Source organism: Pseudomonas sp. PB105 (assembly GCF_009764655.1).
Classification (GTDB): domain Bacteria; phylum Pseudomonadota; class Gammaproteobacteria; order Pseudomonadales; family Pseudomonadaceae; genus Aquipseudomonas; species Aquipseudomonas cyclaminis.
In genome coordinates, this window is the sequence record NZ_RWIO01000036.1 from 49,848 (window position 1) to 74,999 (window position 25,152).

General features: G+C 60.0%; 21 protein-coding genes and 1 tRNA gene. 14 read left to right on the plus strand and 8 right to left on the minus strand.

Features of this window, described 5'->3' with window-relative positions; translation table 11 throughout:
- Positions 1-3: 3 nt before the first annotated feature.
- The 3 genes from rpoD to EJD88_RS08000 all read left to right on the plus strand — a co-directional run bounded on the left by rpoD (position 4) and on the right by EJD88_RS08000 (position 5,814).
- A complete protein-coding gene (gene rpoD, locus EJD88_RS07990; protein ID WP_099585681.1) occupies positions 4-1,854 on the plus strand; it encodes an RNA polymerase sigma factor RpoD in 1,851 nt (616 codons plus the stop codon).
- 123 nt (positions 1,855-1,977) lie between these two features.
- Positions 1,978-5,721: a bifunctional diguanylate cyclase/phosphodiesterase gene (locus tag EJD88_RS07995; protein WP_158877596.1), complete on the plus strand. Its 3,744-nt coding sequence runs from the start codon at positions 1,978-1,980 to the stop codon at positions 5,719-5,721.
- Positions 5,722-5,737: 16 nt separating this feature from the next.
- A tRNA-Ile gene (locus EJD88_RS08000) sits at positions 5,738-5,814 on the plus strand.
- Positions 5,815-5,859: 45 nt separating this feature from the next.
- Here EJD88_RS08000 and EJD88_RS08005 read toward each other — a convergent pair.
- A complete protein-coding gene (locus EJD88_RS08005; protein WP_099585683.1) occupies positions 5,860-6,285 on the minus strand; it encodes a VOC family protein in 426 nt (141 codons plus the stop codon).
- A 111-nt stretch (positions 6,286-6,396) separates the two neighbouring features.
- Between EJD88_RS08005 and EJD88_RS08010 the strand changes: the two genes are divergently transcribed.
- The 10 genes from EJD88_RS08010 to pqqE all read left to right on the plus strand — a co-directional run bounded on the left by EJD88_RS08010 (position 6,397) and on the right by pqqE (position 16,198).
- Positions 6,397-7,266, plus strand: a complete 870-nt coding sequence (locus EJD88_RS08010; protein ID WP_099585684.1) for a LysR family transcriptional regulator — start codon at positions 6,397-6,399, stop codon at positions 7,264-7,266.
- 36 nt (positions 7,267-7,302) lie between these two features.
- A complete protein-coding gene (locus EJD88_RS08015; protein WP_032883895.1) occupies positions 7,303-7,749 on the plus strand; it encodes an Lrp/AsnC family transcriptional regulator in 447 nt (148 codons plus the stop codon).
- 145 nt (positions 7,750-7,894) lie between these two features.
- A complete protein-coding gene (locus EJD88_RS08020) occupies positions 7,895-9,598 on the plus strand; it encodes an NAD(P)/FAD-dependent oxidoreductase (RefSeq protein WP_099585685.1) in 1,704 nt (567 codons plus the stop codon).
- An 11-nt stretch (positions 9,599-9,609) separates the two neighbouring features.
- Complete coding sequence (locus EJD88_RS08025) at positions 9,610-10,404, plus strand: carbon-nitrogen hydrolase family protein (protein WP_158877598.1); 795 nt, start codon at positions 9,610-9,612, stop codon at positions 10,402-10,404.
- A gap of 48 nt (positions 10,405-10,452) precedes the next feature.
- Entirely contained in the window at positions 10,453-12,807 is a 2,355-nt protein-coding gene (gene pqqF / locus EJD88_RS08030; RefSeq protein WP_158877600.1) for a pyrroloquinoline quinone biosynthesis protein PqqF, read from the plus strand.
- Positions 12,808-12,981: 174 nt separating this feature from the next.
- Entirely contained in the window at positions 12,982-13,056 is a 75-nt protein-coding gene (gene pqqA / locus EJD88_RS08035; protein ID WP_003194766.1) for a pyrroloquinoline quinone precursor peptide PqqA, read from the plus strand.
- Between the two features lie 71 nt (positions 13,057-13,127).
- Positions 13,128-14,039 (plus strand): pyrroloquinoline quinone biosynthesis protein PqqB, encoded by a 912-nt coding sequence (gene pqqB / locus EJD88_RS08040; RefSeq protein WP_099585688.1) that lies wholly within the window; start codon positions 13,128-13,130, stop codon positions 14,037-14,039.
- Between the two features lie 11 nt (positions 14,040-14,050).
- Complete coding sequence (gene pqqC, locus EJD88_RS08045) at positions 14,051-14,803, plus strand: pyrroloquinoline-quinone synthase PqqC (RefSeq protein ID WP_099585689.1); 753 nt, start codon at positions 14,051-14,053, stop codon at positions 14,801-14,803.
- Positions 14,800-15,075, plus strand: coding sequence for a pyrroloquinoline quinone biosynthesis peptide chaperone PqqD (pqqD, locus tag EJD88_RS08050; RefSeq protein WP_099585690.1), 276 nt, complete (start codon positions 14,800-14,802; stop codon positions 15,073-15,075). Before pqqC ends, pqqD begins: the two co-directional genes overlap by 4 nt.
- Positions 15,068-16,198, plus strand: a complete 1,131-nt coding sequence (gene pqqE, locus EJD88_RS08055; protein ID WP_158877628.1) for a pyrroloquinoline quinone biosynthesis protein PqqE — start codon at positions 15,068-15,070, stop codon at positions 16,196-16,198. Before pqqD ends, pqqE begins: the two co-directional genes overlap by 8 nt.
- A 5-nt stretch (positions 16,199-16,203) precedes the next feature.
- Here the strand turns inward: pqqE and EJD88_RS08060 are convergent, their stop codons facing one another.
- The 4 genes from EJD88_RS08060 to EJD88_RS08075 all read right to left on the minus strand — a co-directional run bounded on the left by EJD88_RS08060 (position 16,204) and on the right by EJD88_RS08075 (position 18,628).
- Positions 16,204-16,362 (minus strand): YqaE/Pmp3 family membrane protein, encoded by a 159-nt coding sequence (locus EJD88_RS08060; RefSeq protein WP_003194776.1) that lies wholly within the window; start codon positions 16,360-16,362, stop codon positions 16,204-16,206.
- Between the two features lie 94 nt (positions 16,363-16,456).
- Positions 16,457-16,777, minus strand: coding sequence for a DNA-binding transcriptional regulator (locus EJD88_RS08065; RefSeq protein ID WP_099585692.1), 321 nt, complete (start codon positions 16,775-16,777; stop codon positions 16,457-16,459).
- Positions 16,761-17,126, minus strand: a complete 366-nt coding sequence (locus EJD88_RS08070; protein WP_099585693.1) for a type II toxin-antitoxin system RelE/ParE family toxin — start codon at positions 17,124-17,126, stop codon at positions 16,761-16,763. The genes EJD88_RS08065 and EJD88_RS08070 overlap by 17 nt, the downstream gene beginning before the upstream one ends.
- Positions 17,127-17,362: 236 nt before the next feature.
- Positions 17,363-18,628, minus strand: a complete 1,266-nt coding sequence (locus tag EJD88_RS08075) for an aspartate aminotransferase family protein (RefSeq protein ID WP_158877602.1) — start codon at positions 18,626-18,628, stop codon at positions 17,363-17,365.
- Positions 18,629-18,825: 197 nt separating this feature from the next.
- On the opposite strand from EJD88_RS08075, the gene EJD88_RS08080 reads away from it, so the two are divergent.
- Positions 18,826-19,725 (plus strand): LysR family transcriptional regulator, encoded by a 900-nt coding sequence (locus tag EJD88_RS08080; RefSeq protein WP_158877604.1) that lies wholly within the window; start codon positions 18,826-18,828, stop codon positions 19,723-19,725.
- 226 nt (positions 19,726-19,951) lie between these two features.
- On the opposite strand, the gene EJD88_RS08085 is transcribed toward EJD88_RS08080, so the two are convergent.
- From EJD88_RS08085 to EJD88_RS08095, 3 genes are all read right to left on the minus strand, one after another.
- Entirely contained in the window at positions 19,952-21,730 is a 1,779-nt protein-coding gene (locus EJD88_RS08085; protein ID WP_158877606.1) for an acyl-CoA dehydrogenase C-terminal domain-containing protein, read from the minus strand.
- A gap of 122 nt (positions 21,731-21,852) precedes the next feature.
- Positions 21,853-23,622: an acyl-CoA dehydrogenase C-terminal domain-containing protein gene (locus tag EJD88_RS08090; RefSeq protein ID WP_158877608.1), complete on the minus strand. Its 1,770-nt coding sequence runs from the start codon at positions 23,620-23,622 to the stop codon at positions 21,853-21,855.
- A gap of 90 nt (positions 23,623-23,712) precedes the next feature.
- Positions 23,713-25,002, minus strand: a complete 1,290-nt coding sequence (locus EJD88_RS08095; RefSeq protein ID WP_099585698.1) for a diguanylate cyclase — start codon at positions 25,000-25,002, stop codon at positions 23,713-23,715.
- Between the last annotated feature and the right edge of the window lie 150 nt (positions 25,003-25,152).

A 25,152-nucleotide genomic window follows, 5' to 3' on the forward strand; every position in this document is an offset into this window, starting at 1 on the left:
GTTATGTCCGGAAAAGCGCAACAGCAGTCTCGTATCAAAGAGTTGATCACCCTTGGTCGTGAGCAGAAGTATCTGACTTACGCAGAGGTCAACGACCACCTGCCTGAGGATATTTCAGATCCTGAGCAGGTGGAAGACATCATCCGCATGATTAATGACATGGGGATCCCCGTACACGAGAGTGCTCCGGATGCGGACGCCCTTATGTTGGCCGACGCCGATACCGACGAGGCAGCCGCTGAAGAAGCCGCTGCTGCGTTGGCCGCGGTGGAGACCGACATCGGTCGCACGACTGACCCTGTGCGCATGTATATGCGTGAAATGGGTACCGTCGAGTTGCTGACACGCGAAGGCGAGATCGAAATCGCCAAGCGTATCGAAGAGGGCATCCGTGAAGTGATGGGCGCAATCGCGCACTTCCCTGGCACGGTTGACCACATTCTCTCCGAGTACACTCGCGTCACCACCGAAGGTGGCCGCCTGTCCGACGTCCTGAGCGGTTATATCGACCCGGACGACGGCATTGCGCCGCCTGCTGCCGAAGTACCGCCGCCTGTCGATCCGAAAGCCGCGAAAGCGGATGACGATTCCGAAGACGACGAGGCTGAAGCCAGCACCGACGACGAAGAAGAAGTCGAAAGCGGTCCAGACCCGATCATCGCTGCCCAGCGTTTCGGTGCGGTTTCCGATCAAATGGAAATCACCCGCAAGGCCCTGAAAAAGCACGGTCGCTCCAACAAGCTGGCAATTGCCGAGCTGCTGGCGCTGGCTGAGCTGTTCATGCCGATCAAGCTGGTACCGAAGCAATTCGAAGGCCTGGTTGAACGCGTTCGTAGCGCCCTTGAGCGTCTGCGTGCACAAGAGCGTGCGATCATGCAGCTCTGTGTCCGTGATGCGCGCATGCCGCGCACCGATTTCCTGCGCCAGTTCCCGGGCAACGAAGTTGACGAAAGCTGGAGCGACGCCCTGGCCAAAGGCAAGGCGAAGTACGCCGAAGCCATTGGCCGCCTGCAGCCGGATATCATCCGTTGCCAGCAGAAGCTGACTGCACTTGAGACCGAAACCGGTCTGACGATTGCCGAGATCAAGGACATCAACCGTCGCATGTCGATCGGTGAGGCCAAGGCCCGCCGCGCGAAGAAAGAGATGGTAGAAGCGAACTTGCGTCTGGTGATCTCCATCGCCAAGAAGTACACCAACCGTGGCCTGCAATTCCTCGATCTGATCCAGGAAGGCAACATCGGCTTGATGAAGGCTGTGGACAAGTTCGAATACCGTCGCGGCTACAAGTTCTCGACTTATGCCACCTGGTGGATCCGTCAGGCGATCACTCGCTCGATCGCCGACCAGGCCCGCACCATCCGTATTCCGGTGCACATGATCGAGACCATCAACAAGCTCAACCGTATTTCCCGGCAGATGTTGCAGGAAATGGGTCGCGAACCGACCCCGGAAGAGCTGGGCGAACGCATGGAAATGCCTGAGGATAAAATCCGCAAGGTATTGAAGATCGCTAAAGAGCCGATCTCCATGGAAACCCCGATCGGTGATGACGAAGACTCCCATCTGGGTGACTTCATCGAAGACTCGACCATGCAGTCGCCAATCGATGTCGCCACTGTTGAGAGCTTGAAAGAAGCGACTCGCGACGTACTGTCCGGCCTCACTGCCCGTGAAGCCAAGGTACTGCGCATGCGTTTCGGCATCGACATGAATACCGACCACACCCTTGAGGAAGTCGGTAAACAGTTTGACGTGACCCGCGAGCGGATCCGTCAGATCGAAGCCAAGGCGCTGCGCAAGTTGCGCCACCCGACGCGAAGCGAGCATCTGCGCTCCTTCCTCGACGAGTGATACCAGAACCCCCGGCCCAGGCCGGGGGTTTTGTTTTGCATAGATAAAATCCTGTACTGCCCCTCCTCCCCCCGCAATGCCCGTCTACACTCGACACATTCCCCGTGCCATAACGAGACCGTTATGCCCAGATTGCCGACCGTGATACTGCTGTCGCTGCTGAACTGGACCGCAACGGCTGGCGCGTTGACTCTTACTGATGATGAGCGTGGCTGGCTGGCGGACCATCAGGAGCTGAGACTTGGCGTGGACGCCTCGTGGCCACCCTTCGAATACCGTGATGACAGTGGCCGATACCAAGGCTTGTCGGCAGATTACGTGCGCCTGATCCAGGACCGCCTGGGCGTCAGGGTCAAGATAATCGAACCGCCGAGCTGGGGCGCTGTATTGGAGATGGCGCGAAACAACCAACTCGATCTTATCGCCAGCATCATGTCGACCCCGGAACGCCAGGGCTATCTGGCTTTTACCCGGCCTTACATCGACTTCCCGATGGTGATTCTTGCCCACGAAGGCGGAGCACGACCGCGCAACCTCAAGGATCTTTACGGCCTGAAGGTTGCGGTGGTGGAAAACTACGCCCCTCACGAGTTGCTGCGTACCCACCATCCCGACCTTAACCTGGTCGCACTGCCCAACGTCAGTTCCACACTGCAAGCCCTGGCGACCGGCGAAGTGGATGCCGTGGTCAGCGACCTGGCGTCCAGCGTCTGGAGCCTGCGCGAACTCAAACTCGATGGCCTTTACGTCAGCGGCGAAACCCCTTACCGCTATCAATTGGCGATGGGCGTACCACGGGACGATAAAATGCTGGTGGGCATCCTGGATAAAGTCCTGGCCGACCTCAGCCCGGAGGAAACCGACGCGATCCAGCAGCATTGGGTGGGGAAGTTCACGGATAACCGCACCTTCTGGAACGACCTGCTGATGTACGGCCTGCCCGCCGTACTGCTGCTGTGCAGCGTATTGGCCATCGTGATTCGGATCAATCGTCGGCTGAGTTCGGAAATTTCCCGCCGCGTCGCTCTCGAACAAGAATTGCGCAGCAGCGAATACCACTATCGCGGCCTGGTAGAGAGCTTGTCCGCCATCGCCTGGGAAGCCAATGTCACCGATTTCACCTACAGCTACGTGTCGCCCCACGCGGAAGAGTTGCTCGGCTACCCACGCGCTCATTGGCTGATTCCGGGCTTCTGGCGCAACATCATTCACCCGGCCGACCTCATACGTGCCGAAGCTTATTGCCACCGCGAAACCCGTGCCAGCCGCGACCACAGTGTTGATTACCGAGTGATTACCGCCGACGGCCGCTGCCTGTGGGTACGCGACATTGTCAGCCTGATCGAACACGGTCATGAGCCTGTGCTGCGCGGCCTGATGATTGATATCAGCGAGGCCAAGCGCACCGAGGAAGCGCTGCAATTGTCCGAACAGAAATTTGCCTCGGTGTTCCAGCAATGCCCGGACATTCTGGTGATTGCACGGCTATCCGATGGCTGCTTGCTGGAGGTCAATAAAGCCTTCGAAGATCAAATCGGCCTGACTGCTGAAGAGGTGATCGGCAAAACCGGTACAGAGCTGGAAATATGGGGCATCCCGGGCATCGGCCCCGAGCTGCTGCAACGTGTCCAGACCACCAGTATCCGCAACCTTGAAATGCCGTTCCTGCGCAGCAACGGCCAAGCCTTTACCGGTCTTATCTCGGCAGAACCCTTCCAGTTGGACACGACTGAAGCCATCGTGGTGGTGGTGCGCGATATCACCCAACTCAAGGAAACCCAGCAGCTGCTGCAAACCTCCGAAGAGAAGTTCGCCAAAGCCTTCCACGCCTCGCCCGACGGTTTGCTGCTGAGCCGCCAACGCGACGGTCTGCTGATTGAGGTCAACGAAGGCTTCAGCCGCCTGACCGGCCACACCAGCGCCACATCGGTTGACCAATCGAGCCTGGACCTTGGCATCTGGGTCGACCTTAACGAGCGCAAACACATGCTGGAGTTGATGCAGCGTGATGGGTTTGTCCGCGACTTTGTCTGCCATATCCGTCGCGTCGATGGCCTGATACGCCTCTGTGAATTGTCCAGTCGCCCACTGCCTATCGGCGATGAAGACTGCATGCTCACCATCGCCCGCGACATCACTGAACGCCAGCAGATGCAGGAAAAACTGCAACAGGCTGCCACCGTCTTCGAAAGCACTGCCGAAGGCGTGTTGATCACCGACACCCGCCAGAACATCAGTGCCGTCAACCGCGCCTTCAGCGAAATCACCGGCTACAGTGAAGCCGAAGCGCTCGGCCAGACACCGCGCCTGCTCGCCTCGGGCCAGCATGACAGCGCCTTCTACGCCGCCATGTGGCACCAGTTGACGGCCCATGGCCATTGGCAAGGCGAGATCTCCAACCGCCGCAAGAACGGTGAGTTGTATCCCAGTTGGCTGACCATCAGCGCCGTGCGTAACCGCGATCAACTGATCACCCACTTTGTGGCGGTGTTTGCCGACATCTCCAGCCTCAAACTGGCCCAGGCACGCCTCGACTATCAGGCGCACCACGACCCACTGACCGGCCTGCCCAACCGCACGCTGTTTGAAAACCGGTTGCAGGCCGCCCTCAACGGTCATCAGGAAACCGGTAAACAGGGCGCCGTGCTGTTCCTCGACCTGGACCGCTTCAAACACATCAACGACAGCCTCGGCCACCCGATCGGCGACCTGCTGCTCAAAGACATCGCTGTGCGCCTCAAGGATCAACTGCGAGACATCGACACCGTCGCGCGCCTGGGCGGCGACGAGTTCATCATCCTGTTGCCCGGCCTGCAACACGCCAGCGACGCCGAACACCTGGCGAATAAGCTGCTGGCCTGCTTCACCCCGCCCTTCCAGGCTGGCGAGCACGAGTTCTTCATCAGCGCCAGCATCGGCACAAGCCTCTATCCGCAGGACGGTACGGACGTCGCCACCCTGGTCAAGAATGCCGACGCCGCGATGTACCGCTCCAAAGCCAAGGGGCGTAACCGGGTCGAAAGCTACACCCGCGACCTCACGGCCCAGGCCAACGAACGTGTGGCACTGGAGCACGAACTGCGGCGAGCCATCGAACGTAAAGAGCTAAGCCTGTATTACCAGCCAAAACTGAGCCTGGTGACACACGAACTGATCGGCGCCGAAGCCCTGATTCGCTGGCACCACCCCACCTTTGGCGAAGTCCCCCCCGAACACTTCATTGCCCTGGCCGAAGAGAACGGCACGATCCTGCAAATTGGCGATTGGGTATTGGAACAGGCCTGCCAACAACTGCACGCCTGGCAGGGCACCTTCGAAGATTTCGGCCCGCTGTCGGTCAACCTCGCCGGCGCGCAGTTGCGACATCCCGGCTTGCTGAGTCGCATCGAACAACTGTTGCGCGACTACCACCTCGACCCCGGCCACCTGCAATTGGAGATCACGGAAAACTTCATCATGAGCCAGGCCGAGGAAGCACTGGAGGTGCTGTACCAACTCAAGCAGTTGGGCGTTCAACTGGCGATTGATGACTTCGGCACCGGCTACTCATCCCTCAGCTACCTTAAACGCCTGCCGCTGGATTTCCTGAAGATCGACCAATCCTTCGTCCGTGGCCTGCCCGATGACCCCCACGATGCCGCCATCGTGCGCGCCATCATCGCCCTGGGGCATAGCATGCAATTCACCATCATCGCCGAAGGCGTGGAGAACCCCGCCCAGCAAGCCTTCCTGGCCGCTGAAGGCTGCGAACAGATGCAAGGCTACATCGTCAGCCTGCCGCTGCCGCCGGAGCTTTTTGCCGCGACCTTCCTTCGCATGCACATTGAGGATTTTTCGGATGGCACAGCGGGGAAACCATCGTTATAATCCGCGACCTGTTACAGGGCCTATAGCTCAGTTGGTCAGAGCAGAGGACTCATAATCCTTTGGTCCACGGTTCAAGTCCGTGTGGGCCCACCAAACAAGAAAGCCGCGCAATGCGCGGCTTTTGTGTGTCTGGCAGTCTCACTTCGCAAACAACTGCCCAATATCCCGGAATGCCTTGAACTCCAGCGCGTTCCCGCACGGATCAAACAGAAACAACGTCGCCTGCTCCCCCACCTGCCCTTTGAAGCGAATGTGCGGTTCCAGCACAAAACGAGTTTTCCTGGCCTGCAGACGGTCCGCCAAGGCATGCCAGTCTTCCCAGCCCAACACCACGCCAAAATGCGGCACGGGCACGTCGTGGCCGTCTACCGCGTTGGTGTGGGCTGATTCCTGGGAGGCGGTTTTCGGGTGTTCGTGAATGACCAACTGATGCCCGAAAAAGTTGAAATCTACCCAGTGTTCGCTGGAACGCCCCTCTTCAAGACCAAAGACTTCACCGTAGAAATGCCGCGCAGCGGCGAGGTCGTATACCGGAATTGCCAGGTGAAAAGGTGCGAGTGTCATCAGGTCAAACCTCTGTGGGCATTAAGTCCCCCGAGTTTAGCCTTGCTTCAGCCGATGAAAAGACGATAGTTTTTGCGCCGAGCTCAAATTATTTCGATGAATAGAGACCCTATGCTGCGTGAATTGAAGACCTTTATTGCCGTAACCCGCCATGGCACGTTCGCGGCGGCGGGCATGCATGGCGGCCTGACACAGTCGGCGGTCAGCGCGCAGATTCGGCAGTTGGAGCAGACGCTGGGGGTGCAGTTGTTCGATCGCACCGGGCGTCAGGCCACGCTGAATGCGGCGGGTTTGCGCGCATTGCCATTGGCCAAGGAAATCATTGAAACGTTCAACCGCATGGCGGTGCCGGTGGACGCCGATGAATATCGGGGCGAGTTGAAAGTCGGTGCCATCACCACCGCCCAGACCGGCTTGCTGCCACAGGCGTTGGTGCGTTTGCGCCAGGCTGCGCCAACGGTCGAGTGCAAGTTGGTCCCTGGCGTGTCCCTGGAGTTGTTGAGCCAGGTAGATGCCGGCGAGTTGGATTCGGCGATCATCATTCGCCCGCCGTTCGATCTGCCCAAGGAATTGCACGTGCAGGTGCTGCGCAAGGAACCGTTCGTGCTGGTCGTGCCGCACACAATGACTGGCGATGATCCTGTGCAGTTGCTCAGCAGCCACCCCCATGTCCGCTATGACCGTGCATCGTTTGGCGGTCGGTTGGTGAGCCGGTTCCTGCGCGAGCAGAAAATTGATGTACAGGTCGCACTGGAACTGGACGAGCTGGAGGCCATCGTCAAGATGGTGGAATGTGGCCTTGGCGTATCGCTGATCCCCCAGGCGGGCCTGTGGCTGGAGCGTTCGCCTGAAATAAGAACAATCCCCCTGGGCAGCCTGACGTTTTACCGTGAGATCATCCTGCTCAGTCGCTACAGCCAACGGCATCTGCCGGTCCCGCAGCTGTTCGCCCGCTGCCTGCTGGCCGATACAAGCCTGTAACATGCGTGGCTGTTGCCGCCCGAAATGGAGCCTCTCTTGCCTGTCCTAGATGAAATCGACCGCCAGTTGATCGCCGCGCTGCAGATCAACGCCCGCGAAAGCGTGGCCATGCTTGCCCGGCAGTTGGGGATCGCACGCACCACCGTGACTTCGCGCCTCGCACGCCTGGAGAAAACCCAGGTGATCACCGGTTACGGCGTGCGCCTGGGGCAACGTGTGGCAGACGGTGGTTTGCAGGCCTACGTGGGCATCACCGTGCAACCACGCTCAGGCAAAGAAGTGCTGCGCAGGCTGAGTGCCATGGCTCAAGTGCAGCAGTTGTGCGCGGTGAGCGGCGAGTTTGATTACGTGGCCTGGCTGCGCACGGATTCGCCGGAGCAGCTTGATCAGTTGCTGGACCAGATCGGCAGTGTCGATGGTGTGGAAAAAACCACCACCTCGATCATCCTCAGTAACAAATTGGATCGCGGCCAACCAATCTGACCGTCAAACTCGTCACTTCGACTGAAAACAGTCCATTTTGACGACACATTGCGTCTTATTAACGAGCGCAACGCTCCCTAAACTGGCTGCCATCTTTTCCTATACTCAGCGGGTTCCTTCCGCCTAGTCGCCAGTAAGGTCAGCCATGAGCATTCCGTCCAGCACCCTCAGCAAGACCAATCGCCATCCGGCAGACGGTAAAAAACCCATCACCATCTTTGGCCCGGACTTTCCGTTTGCCTTTGATGACTGGATCGAGCACCCCGCCGGCCTGGGCAGTATCCCCGCCGCCAACCATGGCGCCGAAGTTGCCATCGTCGGCGCAGGCATCGCCGGTCTGGTCGCCGCCTACGAACTGATGAAGCTGGGCCTCAAACCCGTGGTGTACGAAGCCTCGAAGATGGGCGGCCGGTTGCGCTCCCAGGCCTTCGAAGGCGCCGAAGGCATCATCGCCGAGCTGGGCGGCATGCGCTTTCCTGTGTCATCCACCGCCTTCTACCACTATGTGGATAAGCTGGGCCTGGACACCAAACCGTTCCCCAACCCGCTGACGCCGGCCTCCGGCAGTACCGTGATCGACCTCGAAGGCCAGACCCACTACGCACAAAAGCTTTCTGACTTGCCTGCCCTGTTCCAGGAAGTGGCCGACGCCTGGGCCGACGCGCTGGAAGCCGGCTCGCAGTTCGGCGATATCCAGCAAGCCATTCGCGACCGCGATGTGCCGCGCCTCAAAGCGCTGTGGAACAAGCTGGTACCGCTGTGGGACGACCGCACCTTCTACGACTTCGTCGCCACCTCCAAGGCCTTCGCCAAGCTGTCGTTCCATCACCGGGAAGTGTTTGGCCAAGTCGGTTTCGGCACCGGCGGCTGGGACTCGGATTTCCCCAACTCGATGCTGGAAATCTTCCGGGTGGTGATGACCAACTGCGACGACCACCAACACCTGGTGGTCGGCGGCGTGGCCCAGGTGCCCATGGGCATCTGGCGCCATGTGCCGGAGCGCTGCGCCCACTGGCCGGCCGGTACCAGCCTCAGCTCACTGCACTGCGGCGCACCTCGCGCAGGGGTCAAACGCATTGCCCACGCCGCAGATGGCCGTTTCGCGGTGACCGACAACTATGGCGACACCCGTGAATACGCCGCCGTCCTCACCACCTGCCAAAGCTGGCTGCTGACCACCCAGATCGAATGCGATGAAACCCTGTTCTCGCAAAAGATGTGGATGGCCCTGGACCGCACGCGCTACATGCAATCGTCGAAAACCTTCGTGATGGTCGACCGCCCCTTCTGGAAAGACAAAGATCCGGAAACCGGCCGCGACCTGATGAGCATGACCCTCACCGATCGCCTCACTCGCGGCACCTACCTGTTCGACAACGGCGACGACAAACCAGGGGTGATCTGCCTGTCGTACTCGTGGATGAGCGACGCGCTGAAAATGCTTCCGCAGCCCATCGACAAGCGGGTAAAACTGGCCCTGGATGCCTTGAACAAGATCTACCCGAAAGTCGATATCAAGGCGCGCATCATTGGTGATCCGATCACCGTGTCCTGGGAGGCGGATCCGCATTTCCTCGGCGCCTTCAAAGGCGCATTGCCTGGCCACTACCGCTACAACCAGCGGATGTACGCGCACTTTATGCAGAAGGACATGCCCGCCGAACAGCGTGGGATTTTTATCGCGGGCGACGACGTTTCCTGGACCCCTGCGTGGGTGGAAGGCGCCGTACAAACCTCGCTGAACGCAGTGTGGGGCATCATGACCCACTTCGGCGGCAGCACTCACGCCGAGAACCCCGGCCCCGGTGATGTGTTCGATGAAATCGGGCCAATCGCCCTGGCTGAGTAAGGAGTTACGCCATGCGTGTCGCCCTGTACCAATGCCCGCCGCTGCCGTTGGACGTAGCGGGCAACCTCAAGCGCCTGCGTCGGCTTGCACACGAAGCGACCGACGCCGATGTGCTGGTGCTGCCGGAGATGTTCCTCACCGGCTACAACATCGGCGCAGAAGCCGTCGGGGCCTTGGCCGAAGCACAGGATGGCGAGTCTGCCGAGATCATCGCAGACATCGCGAAAATTGCCGGGCTGGCCATTTTGTACGGTTATCCGGAGCGGGCCGAGGATGGGCAGATCTACAACGCCGTGCAATTGATCGACGCCCACGGCCATCGCCTGTGCAACTACCGCAAGACCCATCTGTTCGGGGATCTGGACCATTCGATGTTCAGCGCCGGCGACGATGACTTCCCACTGGTGGAGCTCAATGGGTGGAAGCTGGGATTCCTGATCTGCTACGACCTGGAGTTCCCGGAAAACACTCGACGCCTGGCCCTGGCCGGGGCAGAGGTGATCCTGGTGCCCACCGCCAACATGGTGCCGTTCGATTTTGTTGCCGACGTCACCGTGCGGGCGCGGGCCTTTGAAAACCAGTGCTACGTGGCCTACGCCAACTATTGCGGGCACGAAGGCGAAATTAAGTACTGCGGGCAAAGCAGCATCGCCGCGCCGGATGGCCAGCGAATCGCCCAGGCGGGTCTGGATGAAGCCTTGATTGTCGGCACGCTGGATCACCAATCGATCCTCGACGCCCGCGCCGCCAATCACTATCTGCAAGACCGTCGCCCCGAGCTTTACGGCCCGCTGCACAAGCCCTGACCCAACGGGTTTGTTAGCATAGGCACTTGCCCCGTTCTGGAAGTGCCCATGCCTGCCCCGGCCCACCCTTATCCCGTTCACTTAACCCTGGCCAATGGCCTGCGTGTTTCCCTGCGCCATGCGCCACGTTTGAAACGTTGCGCCGCAGCGTTAAGGGTGGCTGCCGGTAGTCATGATGTGCCGCTGGATTGGCCTGGACTGGCGCATTTCCTTGAGCATTTGTTGTTTCTTGGCACCGAGCGTTTTCCCACCGGCGAAGGGTTGATGGCCTACGTACAACGCCATGGTGGCCAGGTGAACGCGAGCACCCGCGAACGCACCACGGACTTCTTCTTCGAGCTGCCGGTTTCGACTTTTACGGATGGGCTGGAGCGGCTGGCAGACATGCTCACCCATCCGCGCCTTGCGCTGGAAGATCAACTGCGCGAGCGCGAAGTGCTACACGCCGAGTTTGTCGCCTGGACCCAGGACGCCAAGGCTCAACAGCAGGTGACGCTGCTCGAACGTTTGGCGGCAGATCATCCGTTGCGTGGCTTTCACGCAGGCAACCGCGACAGCCTGCCGGTGGAGCGTGAGGCGTTTCAGCAAGCCTTGCGGGAATTCCACGCGCAGTTCTATCAGAGCGGCCAGATGACCTTGAGTCTCGCCGGCCCGCAGTCGTTGCAAACGCTGGAAACCATGGCGCAGCAATTCAGCGAGCATCTGATCTCTGGCCCGCAGCATCCACAGGCTGCGCCACCCGCCTTGATGCAAGGCGCGGCCCGGCGTTATCAGCACACCGAAGACGGCCACCTGCACCACGTCATCACCTGTGACGTGCCCCGCGCCGCACTGGACTTCCTTTGCACCTGGCTCAACGCCTCTGCGCCGGGCGGGCTGCTCGCCGAGTTGAAAGCACAACAACTGGCCAGTGCACTGCAGGCGTCCGTGCTGTATCACTTCGCCGGACAAGCCGTACTGGATATCGACTTCACGCTCGGTACCGCAGATAAACCGACGACACAGATTGAGGCGCTGTTGCACGACTGGCTGAGCTTTTTCTCACGCAGCGACTGGACGCCACTTCGCGAAGAGTCCGCGCTGCTGAACGCCCGCCGACAACAGATCCAGGGCGCATTGGCATTGGCCCGAAACGACAGTGAAGATCTGTGCGAACAAGACATCGCCGCGCTCAAGGCCCTGCTTGAATCACTGCACCTGCCGCCCGCCGAGCACATTTGGCAACTTCCCCCGCCCAACCCGTTCCTGCGCCCACCGGCCAAGGAAGAGCGCGCTGGCCTGATCCGCGGCCAAACCAGCGCCCACCGGGGCCTGCGCACCTTTGCCCAGGACCGCTCGCGGGGTCGCCGCGAGGTATCGGCGCTGGCCTTCAGCCAGGCCTTGGCGGATGACAGCGATGAAGGCGCGCTATACCTGCAATGGCGGTTCGACGCGCCAGTTGCTGCCGCGCTGGAAAACACCTTGCAGCCATTGCGTGAGAGTGCACGTCAGGCGGGCGTTGAAGTGTCCTTCGAAACCACCGGCACTGACTGGCGGGTGACGATGACCGGACTGCACGAGCCCATGCCAGCCGTGCTGGAGGCCTTGGCGCAAAGCCTGAACCTGCCGCAAGAGGCGGTCATTGCCCCAGCGCCAATGATTCCAATCCGGGCGTTGCTCAAGGCGCTGCCCTCGTGCTGCGCCAACGGCAATGTCGAGACACGTGAGCAGCCTACATCCTGGGCCACCGCACGCTGGTATGGCCTGGGCCTGGGTTTGCCCGCCGCGACTGAAACGCTGATCAAGGCCGCCGCCGCTCGTCTGCCAGGCCAACCTGCCCACCTCGAAGCACCTCAGCAAACCTTCAGCGGTCAACGCGTGTGGCATGCGATAAAAACCGATTCCCCTGAAGCCGCCTTGTTGCTGTTTTGCCCGACACCGAGCCCGTCCCTGGCCGACGAAGCGTCGTGGCGACTGCTGGGACACCTGCTCCAAGGGCCGTTCTACCAACGCCTGCGGGTCGAGTTGCAGTTGGGCTACGCGGTCTTCAGCGGTGTCCGACAGATAAACGGACAGACCGGCCTGTTATTTGGCGTGCAGTCTCCCAGCGTGTCCCTGGAAGGCATCGTTGAACACTTGAACACCTTCCTGGCCCAACTGCCGGCATTGGTCGGCGCCAGCGAAGACCTGGACAATATTGCCCTTGCCCAACAGTTTTCACCTCAAGCGTTGCCGGTCGCCCAAGCCGCCGAACTGCTGTGGCACGCACACTTGGCCGGCCATCCGTCGGCTTATCTCACCCATCTTCAACAGTTGATCCAAGGCCGCAGCCGTGAGGACGTGCTGCTGGCCGCCCAGCAACTGAACGACGCCCAAGGGGGCTGGCGCTATGTGGCCAACGGCCCGCAAACCTCGAACGTGTGAAGGCCGGCAGGTCGATCATTGCCAACTCTGCAACAGGCTTTTTCCACCAAGACAGCGCTAACTTGCCAAGAATTGAGTAACATTCCTACGCACACATCTGAACATCTCCGACTGGAGGTGGACTATATGTATTACTTGGTAGTAAACGTCCCATCCCTTCGTAGGAGTATGAATATGACTTGGTCCAAACCTGCTTACACTGATCTGCGCATCGGCTTCGAAGTCACCATGTACTTCGCCAGCCGTTAATCCGCTGGGTAATACAACGCCTCGGTTCGCCCGGGGCGTTTTTGTTTTGAGCTTTGCGTGATGGAGCAATCATGTTTGTCCAGATTCTAGGTTCCGCCGCCGGCGGTGGTTTCCCGCAGTGGAATTGCAACTGCGTGAACTGCGCAGGTTTTCGTGATGGCAGCCTGCGGGCCCACGCACGTACCCAGTCGTCCATCGCGATTTCCGACGATGGCGTGAATTGGGTGCTGTGCAACGCCTCGCCGGATATCCGCGCACAGCTGCAAGGCTTTGCGCCGATGCAACCCGGCCGCGCCCTGCGCGACACCGGCATCAGCGCGATCATCCTGATGGACAGCCAGATCGACCACACCACGGGCCTCTTGAGCCTGCGCGAAGGCTGCCCGCACCAGGTGTGGTGCACCGACATGGTCCATGAAGACCTGAGCACCGGCTTCCCGCTGTTCACCATGCTCACCCACTGGAACGGCGGCCTGGCCTGGAACCGCATCGAGCTGGACGCCAGTTTTACCATCCCGGCCTGCCCCAACCTGCGCTTCACACCCCTGCCGCTGCGCAGCGCCGCACCGCCCTACTCGCCGCACCGCTTCGACCCGCACCCCGGCGACAATATCGGCCTGATCGTCGAAGACCTGCGCACCGGCGGCAAACTGTTCTACGCCCCGGGCCTGGGCAAGGTCGACGCGCCGCTGCTGGAGATCATGGCCGGCAGCGACTGTCTGCTGGTAGACGGCACGATGTGGGATGACGATGAAATGCAGCGCCGTGGCGTCGGCACCCGAACTGGGCGCGAGATGGGCCACCTGGCGCAAAACGGCCCCGGCGGCATGCTCGAAGTGCTGGAGCAGTTGCCCGAGCAGCGCAAGGTGCTTATCCATATCAACAACACCAATCCGATCCTCGATGAAGACTCTCCCGAGCGCGCGGAGTTGGTGCGACGTAATGTCGAAGTGGCTTACGACGGCATGAGCATTGAATTGTAGGAGCAGACGATATGACTGACACACCGTTGACGACCGCCGAATTCGAAGCCGCCTTGCGCGCCAAGGGTGCCTTCTACCATATCCATCACCCGTACCACGTGGCGATGTACGAAGGCCGCGCCAGCCGCGAACAAATCCAGGGCTGGGTCGCCAACCGCTTCTACTACCAAGTCAATATTCCGCTGAAGGACGCCGCGATCCTGGCCAACTGCCCGGACCGCGAGATTCGTCGCGAGTGGATCCAGCGCTTGCTCGACCACGATGGTGCGCCCGGTGAAGACGGCGGCATCGAAGCTTGGCTGCGCCTGGGCCAGGCGGTCGGCCTCGACCCGGATCAATTGCGTTCCCAGGAATTGGTGCTGCCCGGCGTACGCTTTGCGGTGGACGCCTACGTCAACTTCGCCCGTCGCGCCAGTTGGCAGGAAGCCGCCAGCAGTTCGCTGACCGAACTGTTCGCGCCGCAGATCCACCAGTCGCGCCTGGACAGCTGGCCGCAGCATTACCCGTGGATCGACCCGGCCGGTTACGAGTATTTCCGCACCCGCCTGGGCCAGGCCCGCCGCGATGTGGAGCACGGCCTGGCGATCACCCTGCAGCACTACACCACCCGAGAAGGCCAGGAGCGCATGCTGGAAATCCTGCAGTTCAAACTGGACATCCTGTGGAGCATGCTGGACGCCATGAGCATGGCCTACGAACTCAAACGCCCGCCGTATCACAGCGTGACCGAGCAGCGGGTCTGGCATAAAGGGATCACCTTATGAGCTTTGATCGCAGCAGAATACCGACCTGGCGCCAGGGCTATCGCTACCAGTACGAGCCCGCGCAAAAGGGCCATGTGCTGCTCTACCCCGAAGGCATGATCAAGCTCAATGACAGCGCCGCATTGATCGGCGGTTTGATCGACGGCGAGCGCGACGTGGCGGCGATCATCGCCGAGCTGGATCAGCAATTCCCCGGCGTGCCTGAGCTGGGTGACGACATTGAGCAATTCATGGAGGTCGCCCGTGCTGAGCACTGGATCACCCTTGCCTGAAAAACCGGCTATCGGTTTGCCGCTGTGGCTGCTGGCCGAGCTGACTTACCGCTGCCCGTTGCAGTGCCCGTACTGCTCCAACCCGCTGGATTTCGCCGAGCAGGGCAAGGAGCTGAGCACCGAGCAGTGGATCAAGGTATTTCGCGAAGCCCGGGAAATGGGTGCCGCGCAGCTGGGTTTTTCCGGCGGTGAACCGCTGGTGCGCCAGGACTTGGCGGAATTGATCGCCGAGGCGCGCAAGTTGGGGTTCTACACCAACCTGATCACCTCCGGCATCGGCCTCACCGAGCAGAAAATCAGCGACTTCAAGAAGGCCGGCCTGGACCATATCCAGATCAGCTTCCAGGCCAGCGACGAACAGGTGAACAACCTGCTGGCCGGCTCGAAAAAAGCCTTCGCGCAAAAACTGGAAATGGCTCGGGCAGTGAAAGCCCACGGCTATCCGATGGTGCTGAACTTCGTCACCCATCGGCACAATATCGACAAGATCGACCGCATCATCGAGCTGTGCATTGCGCTGGAAGCCGACTTTGTCGAACTCGCCACCTGCCAGTTCTACGGCTGGGCGCAGCTCAATCGTGTGGGGTTGTTGCCCACCAAGGAGCAGTTGGTGCGTGCCGAGCGCATCACCAACGAATACCGCGCCAAGCTCGAAGCCGAAGGCCACCCGTGCAAGCTGATTTTCGTGACGCCGGATTACTACGAGGAGCGCCCGAAAGCCTGCATGAATGGCTGGGGCAGTATCTTTCTTACCGTGACGCCAGACGGCACCGCCCTGCCCTGCCACGGCGCCCGACAGATGCCGGTGCAGTTTCCGAATGTGCGCGACCACAGCATGCAACACATCTGGTACGACTCGTTTGGCTTCAACCGCTTTCGCGGCTACGACTGGATGCCCGAGCCGTGCAAGTCATGTGATGAAAAGGAAAAGGACTTCGGCGGCTGCCGTTGCCAGGCCTTCATGCTCACGGGGGATGCGAGCAATGCCGACCCGGTGTGCAGCAAGTCCGAGCAGCACGGCATCATCCTTCAGGCACGGGAAGAAGCCGAACACGCCACCCAGACCATCGAGCAACTGGCCTTTCGCAATGAGCGCAACTCACGGCTCATCGCCAAAGGCTAACGGCCTCAGCGCTTAGCGATGATGTACACCGCGTGGATGATGCCTGGGAAGTAACCGCACAAGGTCAGCAGAATGTTCAACCAGAACGCGCCGCCGAAGCCTACTTGCAGGAACACACCCAATGGCGGCAGCAGAATGGCGATGATGATACGAATGATGTCCATGGGTCAGCTCCAAAAAATCGGCTCGTGTGAGCCGTGTAGCTAATCGACCTTGGGCGCTCGTGAGGGTTCAGTGGAATCTGGCACTGGGCCACCCTCAGGCCAGGATTTCCAATCCATGCTTTTGCACGATACTCAGAAGCTTGAGCGCCATGCCGCTGGGTTGTTTCTCACCCGACTCCCATTTTTTTACCGTGGAGGCGCTGGTGTTCAGGTAACGGGCGAATACGGGTTGGCTGACATGGTTGGTTTCGCGCAGTTGTTTGATCTGTTCGGCCGGGATTTGCACGGGGGCAGTTGCAAAGCACATCTCGTCGAACTCTCGAAGGGTGGTCTTGCTGATCGCACCAATCGAATACAACGCCTTGGCCGATTGATGAACCGACTCCAATGCTTCACTTTCATATTTTCTGGTCATGATGTATCTCCACAAACTCCTTGAAGTCCAGTAGCTGCTGGACATCCGATTCAGTTAAATCTTCATATTTCTTCGCCATCGCACGCAACCCGACCAAATCCTTCTGGCTGATATTGCTTTGATCCTGTTTGGCATACAGAAGCTGATAAACCCAAAAATGTCTGCCCTTGGCCAAGACAATAGACCGATGTCTGTTCTGGTTTAGGCGTTTTTTCCACACCCCGCCTCCCAGGTTGTCTGCTTGCCCTCTTAGCATTTCGCCGAATGCCTCACTCAACTCCAAATCACAAATCCAGGCCTTGCTGGCCGCATCAGCGAAATTGCGTGTTTTAAACAGCCTGAGCCTCATGGATATCCCTTCCTATAAAACATACCACCCAGTGGTACAGATTAGAAATGGAGCACGCGAAAAAGCGTCACGCCCCATCGGCAGTCCTTGCCGACGCCCGCTAAAAAGCCACTATTTTCAAAATCGATCAATCAACGCTTTCAATCCAAAAATTTCACACACAAAAAAACGCCCCCAGCCAAAAAAATCAGGCTGGAGGCGCCGCGTATGCCGCGAGACGGTTCAGGAAAATGGGGTTAAACAGCGATGCCCTTGCGGCATTGCAGTTGTGCGGTGCGCACGCGGGAGAAGGCGCGGGCCAGGCGCAGGAGCATGTCGTCGATGTTGCTTCTGCTCACGGTCAACGCCGGGGTAAAGCGCAGACAGTCAGGTTGCGGGGCGTTGAGGATCAGGCCCTCCTGCAGCGCGGCGTTTACCACGGCATCGGCAGAATCATCCGACAACGTCAGGCCCCACATCAGACCTTGTCCGCGCAGTTGGCCGTGCTCGTAGCGGTAGGCCAGGCGGGCAAGGCCTTCGCCCAGATAAAGACCGGATTCACGCACGTGCTCAAGAAAACCATGTTCCAGCACCGTGTCGAGTACCGCCGCGCCGGCTGTAGCCATCAATGCATTGCCGTGATGGGTACCTTCCAGTTCGCCCACTTCGAAACAACACGCGCTACCACGCGCCAGTAGCGCCGCGAGAGGCACGCCGCCGCCCAGGCCTTTGCCGAGGGTGATGATGTCGGCTCGTACGCCGTACTGTTGTTCGGCCAGCAACGTGCCACAACGACCGAGGCCGGTCTGCACTTCGTCGAGGATCAGCAGGATTCCCAGTTCACGGCACAGGCGCTCGACGCCCTTGAGGTAGTGTTCGGTCGCGGGGGTTACGTTGGCGCCCTGGATCGGCTCAAGCAGGATGGCAACGGTTTGCGCATCGACAGCAGCGTGCAGGGCCGGCAGGTCGTTGAAAGGCACATGGCTGAAACCGGGCAGTTGCGGCTCGAAACGGTTTTCCAAGGTCCCGGCCGATGCCGCCAGCGCCGCGAAACTGCGGCCATGGCAACCGTTGCTGGCGCTGATGATGCGATAGGCGCCGCCGCGGTGCAGTTGGCCCCATTTACGCGCCAGCTTGATCGCCGCTTCACAGGCTTCTGCGCCGCTGTTGAGCAAATAAGCCTGGTCGCTGCCGGTGCGGTGGCACAAGCGCTCAACGAGGTTGAGTTGAACGCGGTTATGCAGACCCATGCCGGGGTTGATCAGCGCGTGGGTCTGTTCGCTCAAGGCTTTGATCAACACCCGCGGGCTGTGGCCGAGGCTGTTGGCGCCATTGCCTTGGCTGAAGTCCAGATAGGCGCGGTCGTCACTGTCCCACAACCAGGAACCCTGGCCACGCACAAAGACGTGTTGCGGCCGCGCCACCGTGGGCATCAAGGATTCGCTGGAGGGATCATTGCGCGGCGCATCCAGGACCAAATCGTCCAGGCTTGGCGCGGGGCGGCGGATAGAGAACAAGTTCACAGATCCGTCCCGATAGCAACCAAGCCTGGCGCCGACACTGCCTTTGGATTTTTTGACTTGCCTATGTAAACGCTATCAACACAAACACTGTTCATTGCCCGATCCGGCCCTGTAAGCCCTGCGAATAGGCGCTAGACTAGGCGTCTCACAGGCCAACGGCCATTTCGATTTTGCAGCTTTTTCGATAAGAAAGTCTTATGGATTTCAAGCAACTGCGTTATTTCGTCGCGGTATATGAAGAAGGCCATGTGGGCCGTGCCGCCGAACGTCTGTCGATCTCTCAACCGGCGCTGTCACAGCAGATTCGCCAGTTGGAGCAGAACCTGGATGTGAGCCTGTTCGAGCGCAGCAGCAAGCGTCTGCTGCCAACCCTGGCCGCCCACACGCTGTACAACCATGCGCTGCCGTTGATCGATGGCATGCAGCAAGCTGTCGAGGCGCTACGCAACTTCAAAGGCCAGGCCTTGCGCACCTTGGCCATCGGCGTGCTGCAAACCGTGCACACCAGCCTGGTGCCGCAGATGCTTGAGCGGGTGCGCAAGGCCCAGCCGCACCTGGTGGTGCAGATCTATGAACTCACCGGGATTGAGATAGAACGGCGGCTGCTCAACGGCTCGCTGGACATTGGCATCAGTTACCTGCCGCCGCGTCAGCCGGGGTTACACGGCGTGCTGCTGTATGAGGATGAGCTGAAAGTGGTGATCCCGGACGATCATCCCCTGCGCGAATTCAAGAAAGTCTCGCTGAAACAAGCGGCCGAGTTGCCAATGTTGCTATTGGGGGAAGAGTTTCAAATCAGGCAGATATGGCAGGGCCAGCTCGCCAATCTTGGGCGACGACCGCAAGTACAGGCTGAGCTCAATACCATGGTGGGGATTCTCGACAGCCTGCCCCATACCAAACTGGCAACCGTGCTGCCGGGGCGCTCCCAGGACGAACACAACAGCCAGATGCTGCTGTGGAAACCCTTGAGTGAACCGCGGATGCCGCTGAAAGTAGGCTTGGTCTGCCGTGATGTGCAGCGTCAACAGGCGACGGTGGCGTTGCTGCGCACCTTGCTCGAAGACGTGATGAATGCCCCGCAGGCGCCGGCCTGACTTTTTCGCAGGCAAAAGAAAACCCCGCCGAAGCGGGGCTTTGCAGACTGTTTCCCTGACATCCATTTCACTCCGCCGTCCTGGCAGAATCCTACGTGTCCGTGTTGTTGCTTTGCGCTTCCTGCGCGACGTCCATGTGAAGTAGATTATCCGTGGATCCAATTTGGCGATAGAGGACGAATAGCAGTACGTCATGTAAGAGAATGCTTACACGCCCTCCAAACCCTTAGAACAGTGCCTCATCCAGCAGAAACAGTGATTCACTCCCGGCCTTTACCGACGCGCTCAGCGAGTGAATACGCGGCAGCAGGCGTGCAAAATAGAAGCGCGCCGTCCCCAGTTTGCTGGCGTAGAAGTCTTCTTCAGCCTCTTTGCCCAACGCGGCCTTGGCCATACGCGCCCACATGTAGGCGTAGGCCATGTATCCAAACGCATGCAAATACTCCACCGAGGCCGCGCCGATTTCATTCGGGTTGGTCTTGGCGCGATCCAGTACCCAGGCCGTCAGTTCATCCAGGTTATCCACCGCCGCGCTCAGCGGTTTAGTGAACTCGGTTAACCCAGGGCCTGACTCAACGACGAACTGGCGGATCTCATCAGCAAACAAGGTGTAGAACGCCCCGCCGCTACCCACGATCTTGCGGCCCATCAAGTCCAGGGCCTGAATGCCGTTGGTGCCTTCGTAGATCTGGGTGATGCGCACATCACGCACCAATTGCTCCTGGCCCCACTCGCGGATGTAACCGTGGCCGCCAAACACCTGCTGGCCGAGCACCGTGGTTTCCAGGCCCAGGTCGCTGAGGAACGCCTTGGCCACCGGCGTCAGTAATGCCACCAGGTTATCCGCTCGTTCACGGGCTGCGGCGTCTTCGCTGAACTTGGCGATGTCCAACTGCGTTGCCACGTAGGTGGAGAACGCACGGCCGCCTTCGTTGGCGGCTTTCATGGTCAGCAGCATGCGGCGCACGTCCGGGTGGACGATGATCGGGTCAGCGACTTTGTCTTTCGCCTGGGCACCGGTCGGCGCACGGCTTTGCAAGCGGTCACGGGCATATTCAATCGCGTTCTGATAGGAACGCTCGCCGGACGCCAAGCCCTGGATACCCACACCCAGACGCTCGTAGTTCATCATGGTGAACATCGCCGCCAGCCCGCGATTAGGCTCGCCCACCAGGTAACCCACGGCTGCGTCGAAGTTCATCACGCAGGTCGCGGACGCCTGGATACCCATCTTGTGTTCAATGGAGCCACAGCTCACCAGGTTGCGCGCGCCCAGGCTGCCGTCGGTGTTGACCATGAACTTCGGCACCAGGAACAGCGAAATGCCTTTAGGCCCGGCCGGCGCATCCGGCAGCTTGGCCAGGACCAGATGGATGATGTTTTCGGTGAGGTCGTGCTCGCCACCGGTAATGAAAATCTTGGTGCCGCTGATTTTGTAGGAACCATCCGTCTGCGGCTCGGCCTTGGTACGGATAATCCCCAGGTCGGTGCCGGCATGGGCCTCGGTCAGGCACATGGACCCGGCCCACTCGCCGGAATACATCTTCGGCAGGTAGGCCGCCTTGAGTTCTTCACTGGCATGGGTGTTGATCGACACACACGCACCGGACGTCAACATTGGATACAGGCCAAACGCCAGGCTCGACGAGTTGATCATCTCCTCAACCTGCGCCGACACGGCCTTGGGCATGCCCATGCCGCCAAACGCAGGATCGCCGCCGACGCCGACCCAGCCGCCTTCAGCGTAGGTTTTGTAGGCTTGTGGGTAACCGTCCGGGGTGAACACCGCTGTGTTGTCCCAGCGGCAGCCTTGTTCATCGCCGCTGCGACTGATCGGGGCAATGGATTTGGCGGTGACCTTGCCGGCTTCTTCGAGGATCGCCTCGACGGTTTCGGCGTCGACGGTGTCTGCCAATGCCGGCAATTGGGCCCAGGTGCTGGCGACCTCAAAAACTTCGTTGAGGACGAAGCGCATATCACGCAGCGGCGCTTTGTAATCAGCCATGGCAAACCTCGTGGGAACGTGAAAAGTGATTCGATAGGATCGGTTTTACAGGCTCCGAGTGTACCCGAACAACTTTTCAGACACATAGGGTCCACTTGTGACTGATTGGTATTTTTAAGTCATTACAAAGCGAACGCCTCCGCCGGCAGACTCATCAGGCATTCGCTGCCCGCTTCCACCGCTGCACGGTGGGTTGCCGTACGCGGTAGCAGGCGCTTGAAGTAGAACTCGCACGTGGCCAGCTTGGCCTTGGCAAACTCGACATCGTCATGGGCCTGCGCCGCGATCGCCATGCGCAGCCACAGGTAGGCGAGGATGATGTAACCGCTGTACATCAAGTAATCCACGGCAGCGGCGCCCACTTCGTCAGGATTTTTCATCGCGGCCATGCCGACCTGGGTGGTCAGTTCGCCCCACTCTCCGTTCAATTGATTGAGCTGCGCCACAAAGGCCTTGAACTGCGGATGTTCAGCATTCGCGGCGCAGAACTTATGCACAATTTTGGTGAAGCCGCGCAGCAACTTGCCCTGGCTGCCCAATACCTTGCGGCCCAGCAGGTCGAGCGCCTGGATGCCGTTGGTGCCTTCATAGATCGGCGCAATCCGCGCATCGCGGGCCAGTTGTTCCATGCCCCACTCACGAATGTAGCCGTGACCACCAAACACCTGCATGCCGTGGTTGGTCACTTCCAGCCCGGTGTCGGTCATAAACGCCTTGCAGATGGGCGTGAGAAACGCCAACAGGTCTTCAGCGTCCTGGCGTTGAGCGGCGTCGCTGCTCATGTGCGCAGTGTCGAGCAATTGCGCGGTGAAGTAGGTCAGTGCGCGGTTGCCTTCGTTGAAGGCTTTCATGGTCAGCAGCATGCGGCGCACATCGGGGTGCACGATGATCGGATCGGCGGCCTTATCCGGAGCCTTGGCGCCGGTGAGCGAGCGCATTTGCAGGCGGTCGTTGGCGTATTTGATCGCGCCCTGGAAACTTGCCTCGCCGTTGCACAGGCCTTGCATGCCGGTGCCCAGCCGCGCGTGGTTCATCATGGTGAACATGCAGTTGAGGCCTTTGTTGGCCTCGCCAATCAAAAAGCCCTTGGCACCGTCGAAGTTCAGCACGCAGGTGGCCGAGGCCTTGATGCCCATCTTGTGCTCGATGGACCCGCAGTGCACCGCGTTGCGCTCGCCGGAATCGGCGTGGAACTTGGGCACGATAAACAGCGAGATGCCCTTGGTGCCCGCCGGCGCGTCCGGCAGTTTGGCCAACACCAAGTGGATGATGTTGGCGCTCATGTCGTGCTCGCCGGCCGAGATGAAGATTTTGCTGCCGGTGACTGCATAACTGCCGTCCGCCTGTGGCACGGCGCGGGTCTTGATCAGGCCGAGGTCGGTGCCGCAATGGGCTTCGGTGAGGCACATGGTGCCGGTCCATTCGCCGGCCGTGAGTTTGCTCAGGAAGGTGTCTTTCTGCTCAGGGGTGCCGTGCGCGTGGATCGCCGACATGGCGCCGTGGGTCAGCCCGGGGTACATACCCCAGGAGGTATTGCTGGAGCCGATCATCTCACTGAGCACCAGACCCAGGGATTGCGGCAAGCCTTGGCCACCGTAGGCCGGGTCCGCCGCCACACCGTGCCAGCCGCCTTCGACGTACTGGGCGAAGGCCTCCTTGAACCCCTCGGGCGTGGTAACGACGCCATTATCGAAATGGCAGCCCTCTTCATCGCCGCTGCGGTTGAGCGGCGAGAGCACGTTCTCGCAGAATCTGGCGCCTTCTTCGAGGATCGCGCTGACCATGTCCGGGCTGGCGTCGGTTGCGCCCAGCGCGGCGTAGTGGCCGTGGAAATCGAACACGTTGTCAATCAGAAAGCGCATGTCGCGCAGGGGAGCTTTGTACTCAGGCATGGTCATGTCTCCGGCAGCAGATAGTCTCAACCTACTGCCGGCGAACGCCGCAAACAATCACTGTAGAACCGCTGAATACAGCGCCATTACTCAACCGGTAGCGCTTTCCATGCGCACTGCGCCACGGCGGGTCTGCCCGGCGGCAATCACACAGTTACGCCCCGCGCCCTTGGCGGCATAGAGTGCCTGGTCGGCAGACTTGAGGACTTCTTCAGGCGTGCGCTGCTCGGCCTGGCGCTCGGCCACGCCGATGCTGACGGTCACCGACACGCTCGTCGCGCCGCTGCCCGCTCGGCGCTGACGGCCTTGCTGATCGTCATGAGGGCGGTCCGCGTTGCGTAGCTTGATGTCGTAGTTGGCGACAATTTCGCGGATTTCTTCCAGGTGCGGCATGCACTCATCGAGGGTCTTGCCGGCAAATACCACGGCGAATTCCTCACCGCCGTAGCGATAGGCACGCCCGCCGCCGTTGACCTTGGACAGCTTGCTCGCCACCAGACGCAGCACTTGGTCACCCACGTCGTGACCATGGGTATCGTTGAAGCGTTTGAAGTGATCGACGTCGGTCATTGCCAGCACATAGTTGCGCCCCAGCCGTTGCATGCGTTCGTTGAGGGCGCGGCGCCCCGGCAGGCCGGTCAGTTCATCGCGGAACGCCATTTGATAGGCCTCGTGGGCCACGCCCGCAGCAATCATCAGCATCACCTGGCTACACATGATGTTCAGGGTAAACGGCAGGATGAAGGTTTTCGGCAACATCCAGAACAGCCCCAGCAGCCCGACCAATTGCGCCGCATGCAGCGGGCGCGGTTGGTACCAGTACTGTGCGGCGAGGGTGAGAAAACCGATCAGGAACATCGGATACGACAACTGGATCAGGCTCATCCAAGTGCCGTGCAGCGCCGGCCAGCGAATCTCTGCCAGCCAGTTCAGCACCGCCTGCGGAAAACTCTGTTCCAGGGCCAGCGCCACACTGCCGATGGCCAGCAACACGGCGCAGCGGGCCACGAAGTCGCGGAACAAATGGGTTTTCTCCTGCCACAGCGCGTAGATGCTGAACAGCAGCGGCAACAACAGGCAACACAGATGAAACACCACCGCCGCGTCTTCGCGCACGCGGCCGTTGTCGCGATAGAAATCGGTTTGGGTATCGAGCAGGAAGTAGGCGATGTACACGGTGATCATCAAAAACAGCTCACGCTGGCGCCGATAAACCGCGCAGTACGAACCGCCGAGCAACAGCACCAGGGTGGGCAACACGTTGAACAGTGATGTGAAGAAGACGTTGAGGTCCTTGACGTACGCAGCCGAGAGCCCGGCCAGCAAGAGCAGCAACGAAGGTAGAAAATGACTGAAACGTACGGCGGACACGCGTGACAAGGGTAAAACTCCGACCCGCAAAAAATGATGGCAATGTGCCTTGGACGGAACAGTTAAGCACACCCTGCCTGCCATGTATCACATTGCCATCACTGTAACGGCAGCCGGCGGCAATCCCTGAGCGCTGTGCTGTGTTTTTTATCCTCCAAA

Bases quoted from the DNA above. Each gene is read 5' to 3' on its own strand.
- EJD88_RS08070 (WP_099585693.1), bottom strand. From the start codon at position 17,126: ATGAGGCTCAGGCTGTTTAAAACACGCAATTTCGCTGATGCGGCCAGC.
- pqqB (WP_099585688.1), top strand. From the start codon at position 13,128: ATGTTTGTCCAGATTCTAGGTTCCGCCGCCGGCGGTGGTTTCCCGCAG.
- pqqF (WP_158877600.1), top strand. From the start codon at position 10,453: ATGCCTGCCCCGGCCCACCCTTATCCCGTTCACTTAACCCTGGCCAAT.
- EJD88_RS08090 (WP_158877608.1), bottom strand. From the start codon at position 23,622: ATGCCTGAGTACAAAGCTCCCCTGCGCGACATGCGCTTTCTGATTGAC.
- EJD88_RS08025 (WP_158877598.1), top strand. From the start codon at position 9,610: ATGCGTGTCGCCCTGTACCAATGCCCGCCGCTGCCGTTGGACGTAGCG.
- rpoD (WP_099585681.1), top strand. From the start codon at position 4: ATGTCCGGAAAAGCGCAACAGCAGTCTCGTATCAAAGAGTTGATCACC.
- EJD88_RS08010 (WP_099585684.1), top strand. From the start codon at position 6,397: ATGCTGCGTGAATTGAAGACCTTTATTGCCGTAACCCGCCATGGCACG.
- EJD88_RS08080 (WP_158877604.1), top strand. From the start codon at position 18,826: ATGGATTTCAAGCAACTGCGTTATTTCGTCGCGGTATATGAAGAAGGC.
- EJD88_RS07995 (WP_158877596.1), top strand. From the start codon at position 1,978: ATGCCCAGATTGCCGACCGTGATACTGCTGTCGCTGCTGAACTGGACC.
- EJD88_RS08020 (WP_099585685.1), top strand. From the start codon at position 7,895: ATGAGCATTCCGTCCAGCACCCTCAGCAAGACCAATCGCCATCCGGCA.
- pqqC (WP_099585689.1), top strand. From the start codon at position 14,051: ATGACTGACACACCGTTGACGACCGCCGAATTCGAAGCCGCCTTGCGC.
- EJD88_RS08065 (WP_099585692.1), bottom strand. From the start codon at position 16,777: ATGACCAGAAAATATGAAAGTGAAGCATTGGAGTCGGTTCATCAATCG.
- EJD88_RS08060 (WP_003194776.1), bottom strand. From the start codon at position 16,362: ATGGACATCATTCGTATCATCATCGCCATTCTGCTGCCGCCATTGGGT.
- EJD88_RS08085 (WP_158877606.1), bottom strand. From the start codon at position 21,730: ATGGCTGATTACAAAGCGCCGCTGCGTGATATGCGCTTCGTCCTCAAC.
- EJD88_RS08005 (WP_099585683.1), bottom strand. From the start codon at position 6,285: ATGACACTCGCACCTTTTCACCTGGCAATTCCGGTATACGACCTCGCC.
- pqqD (WP_099585690.1), top strand. From the start codon at position 14,800: ATGAGCTTTGATCGCAGCAGAATACCGACCTGGCGCCAGGGCTATCGC.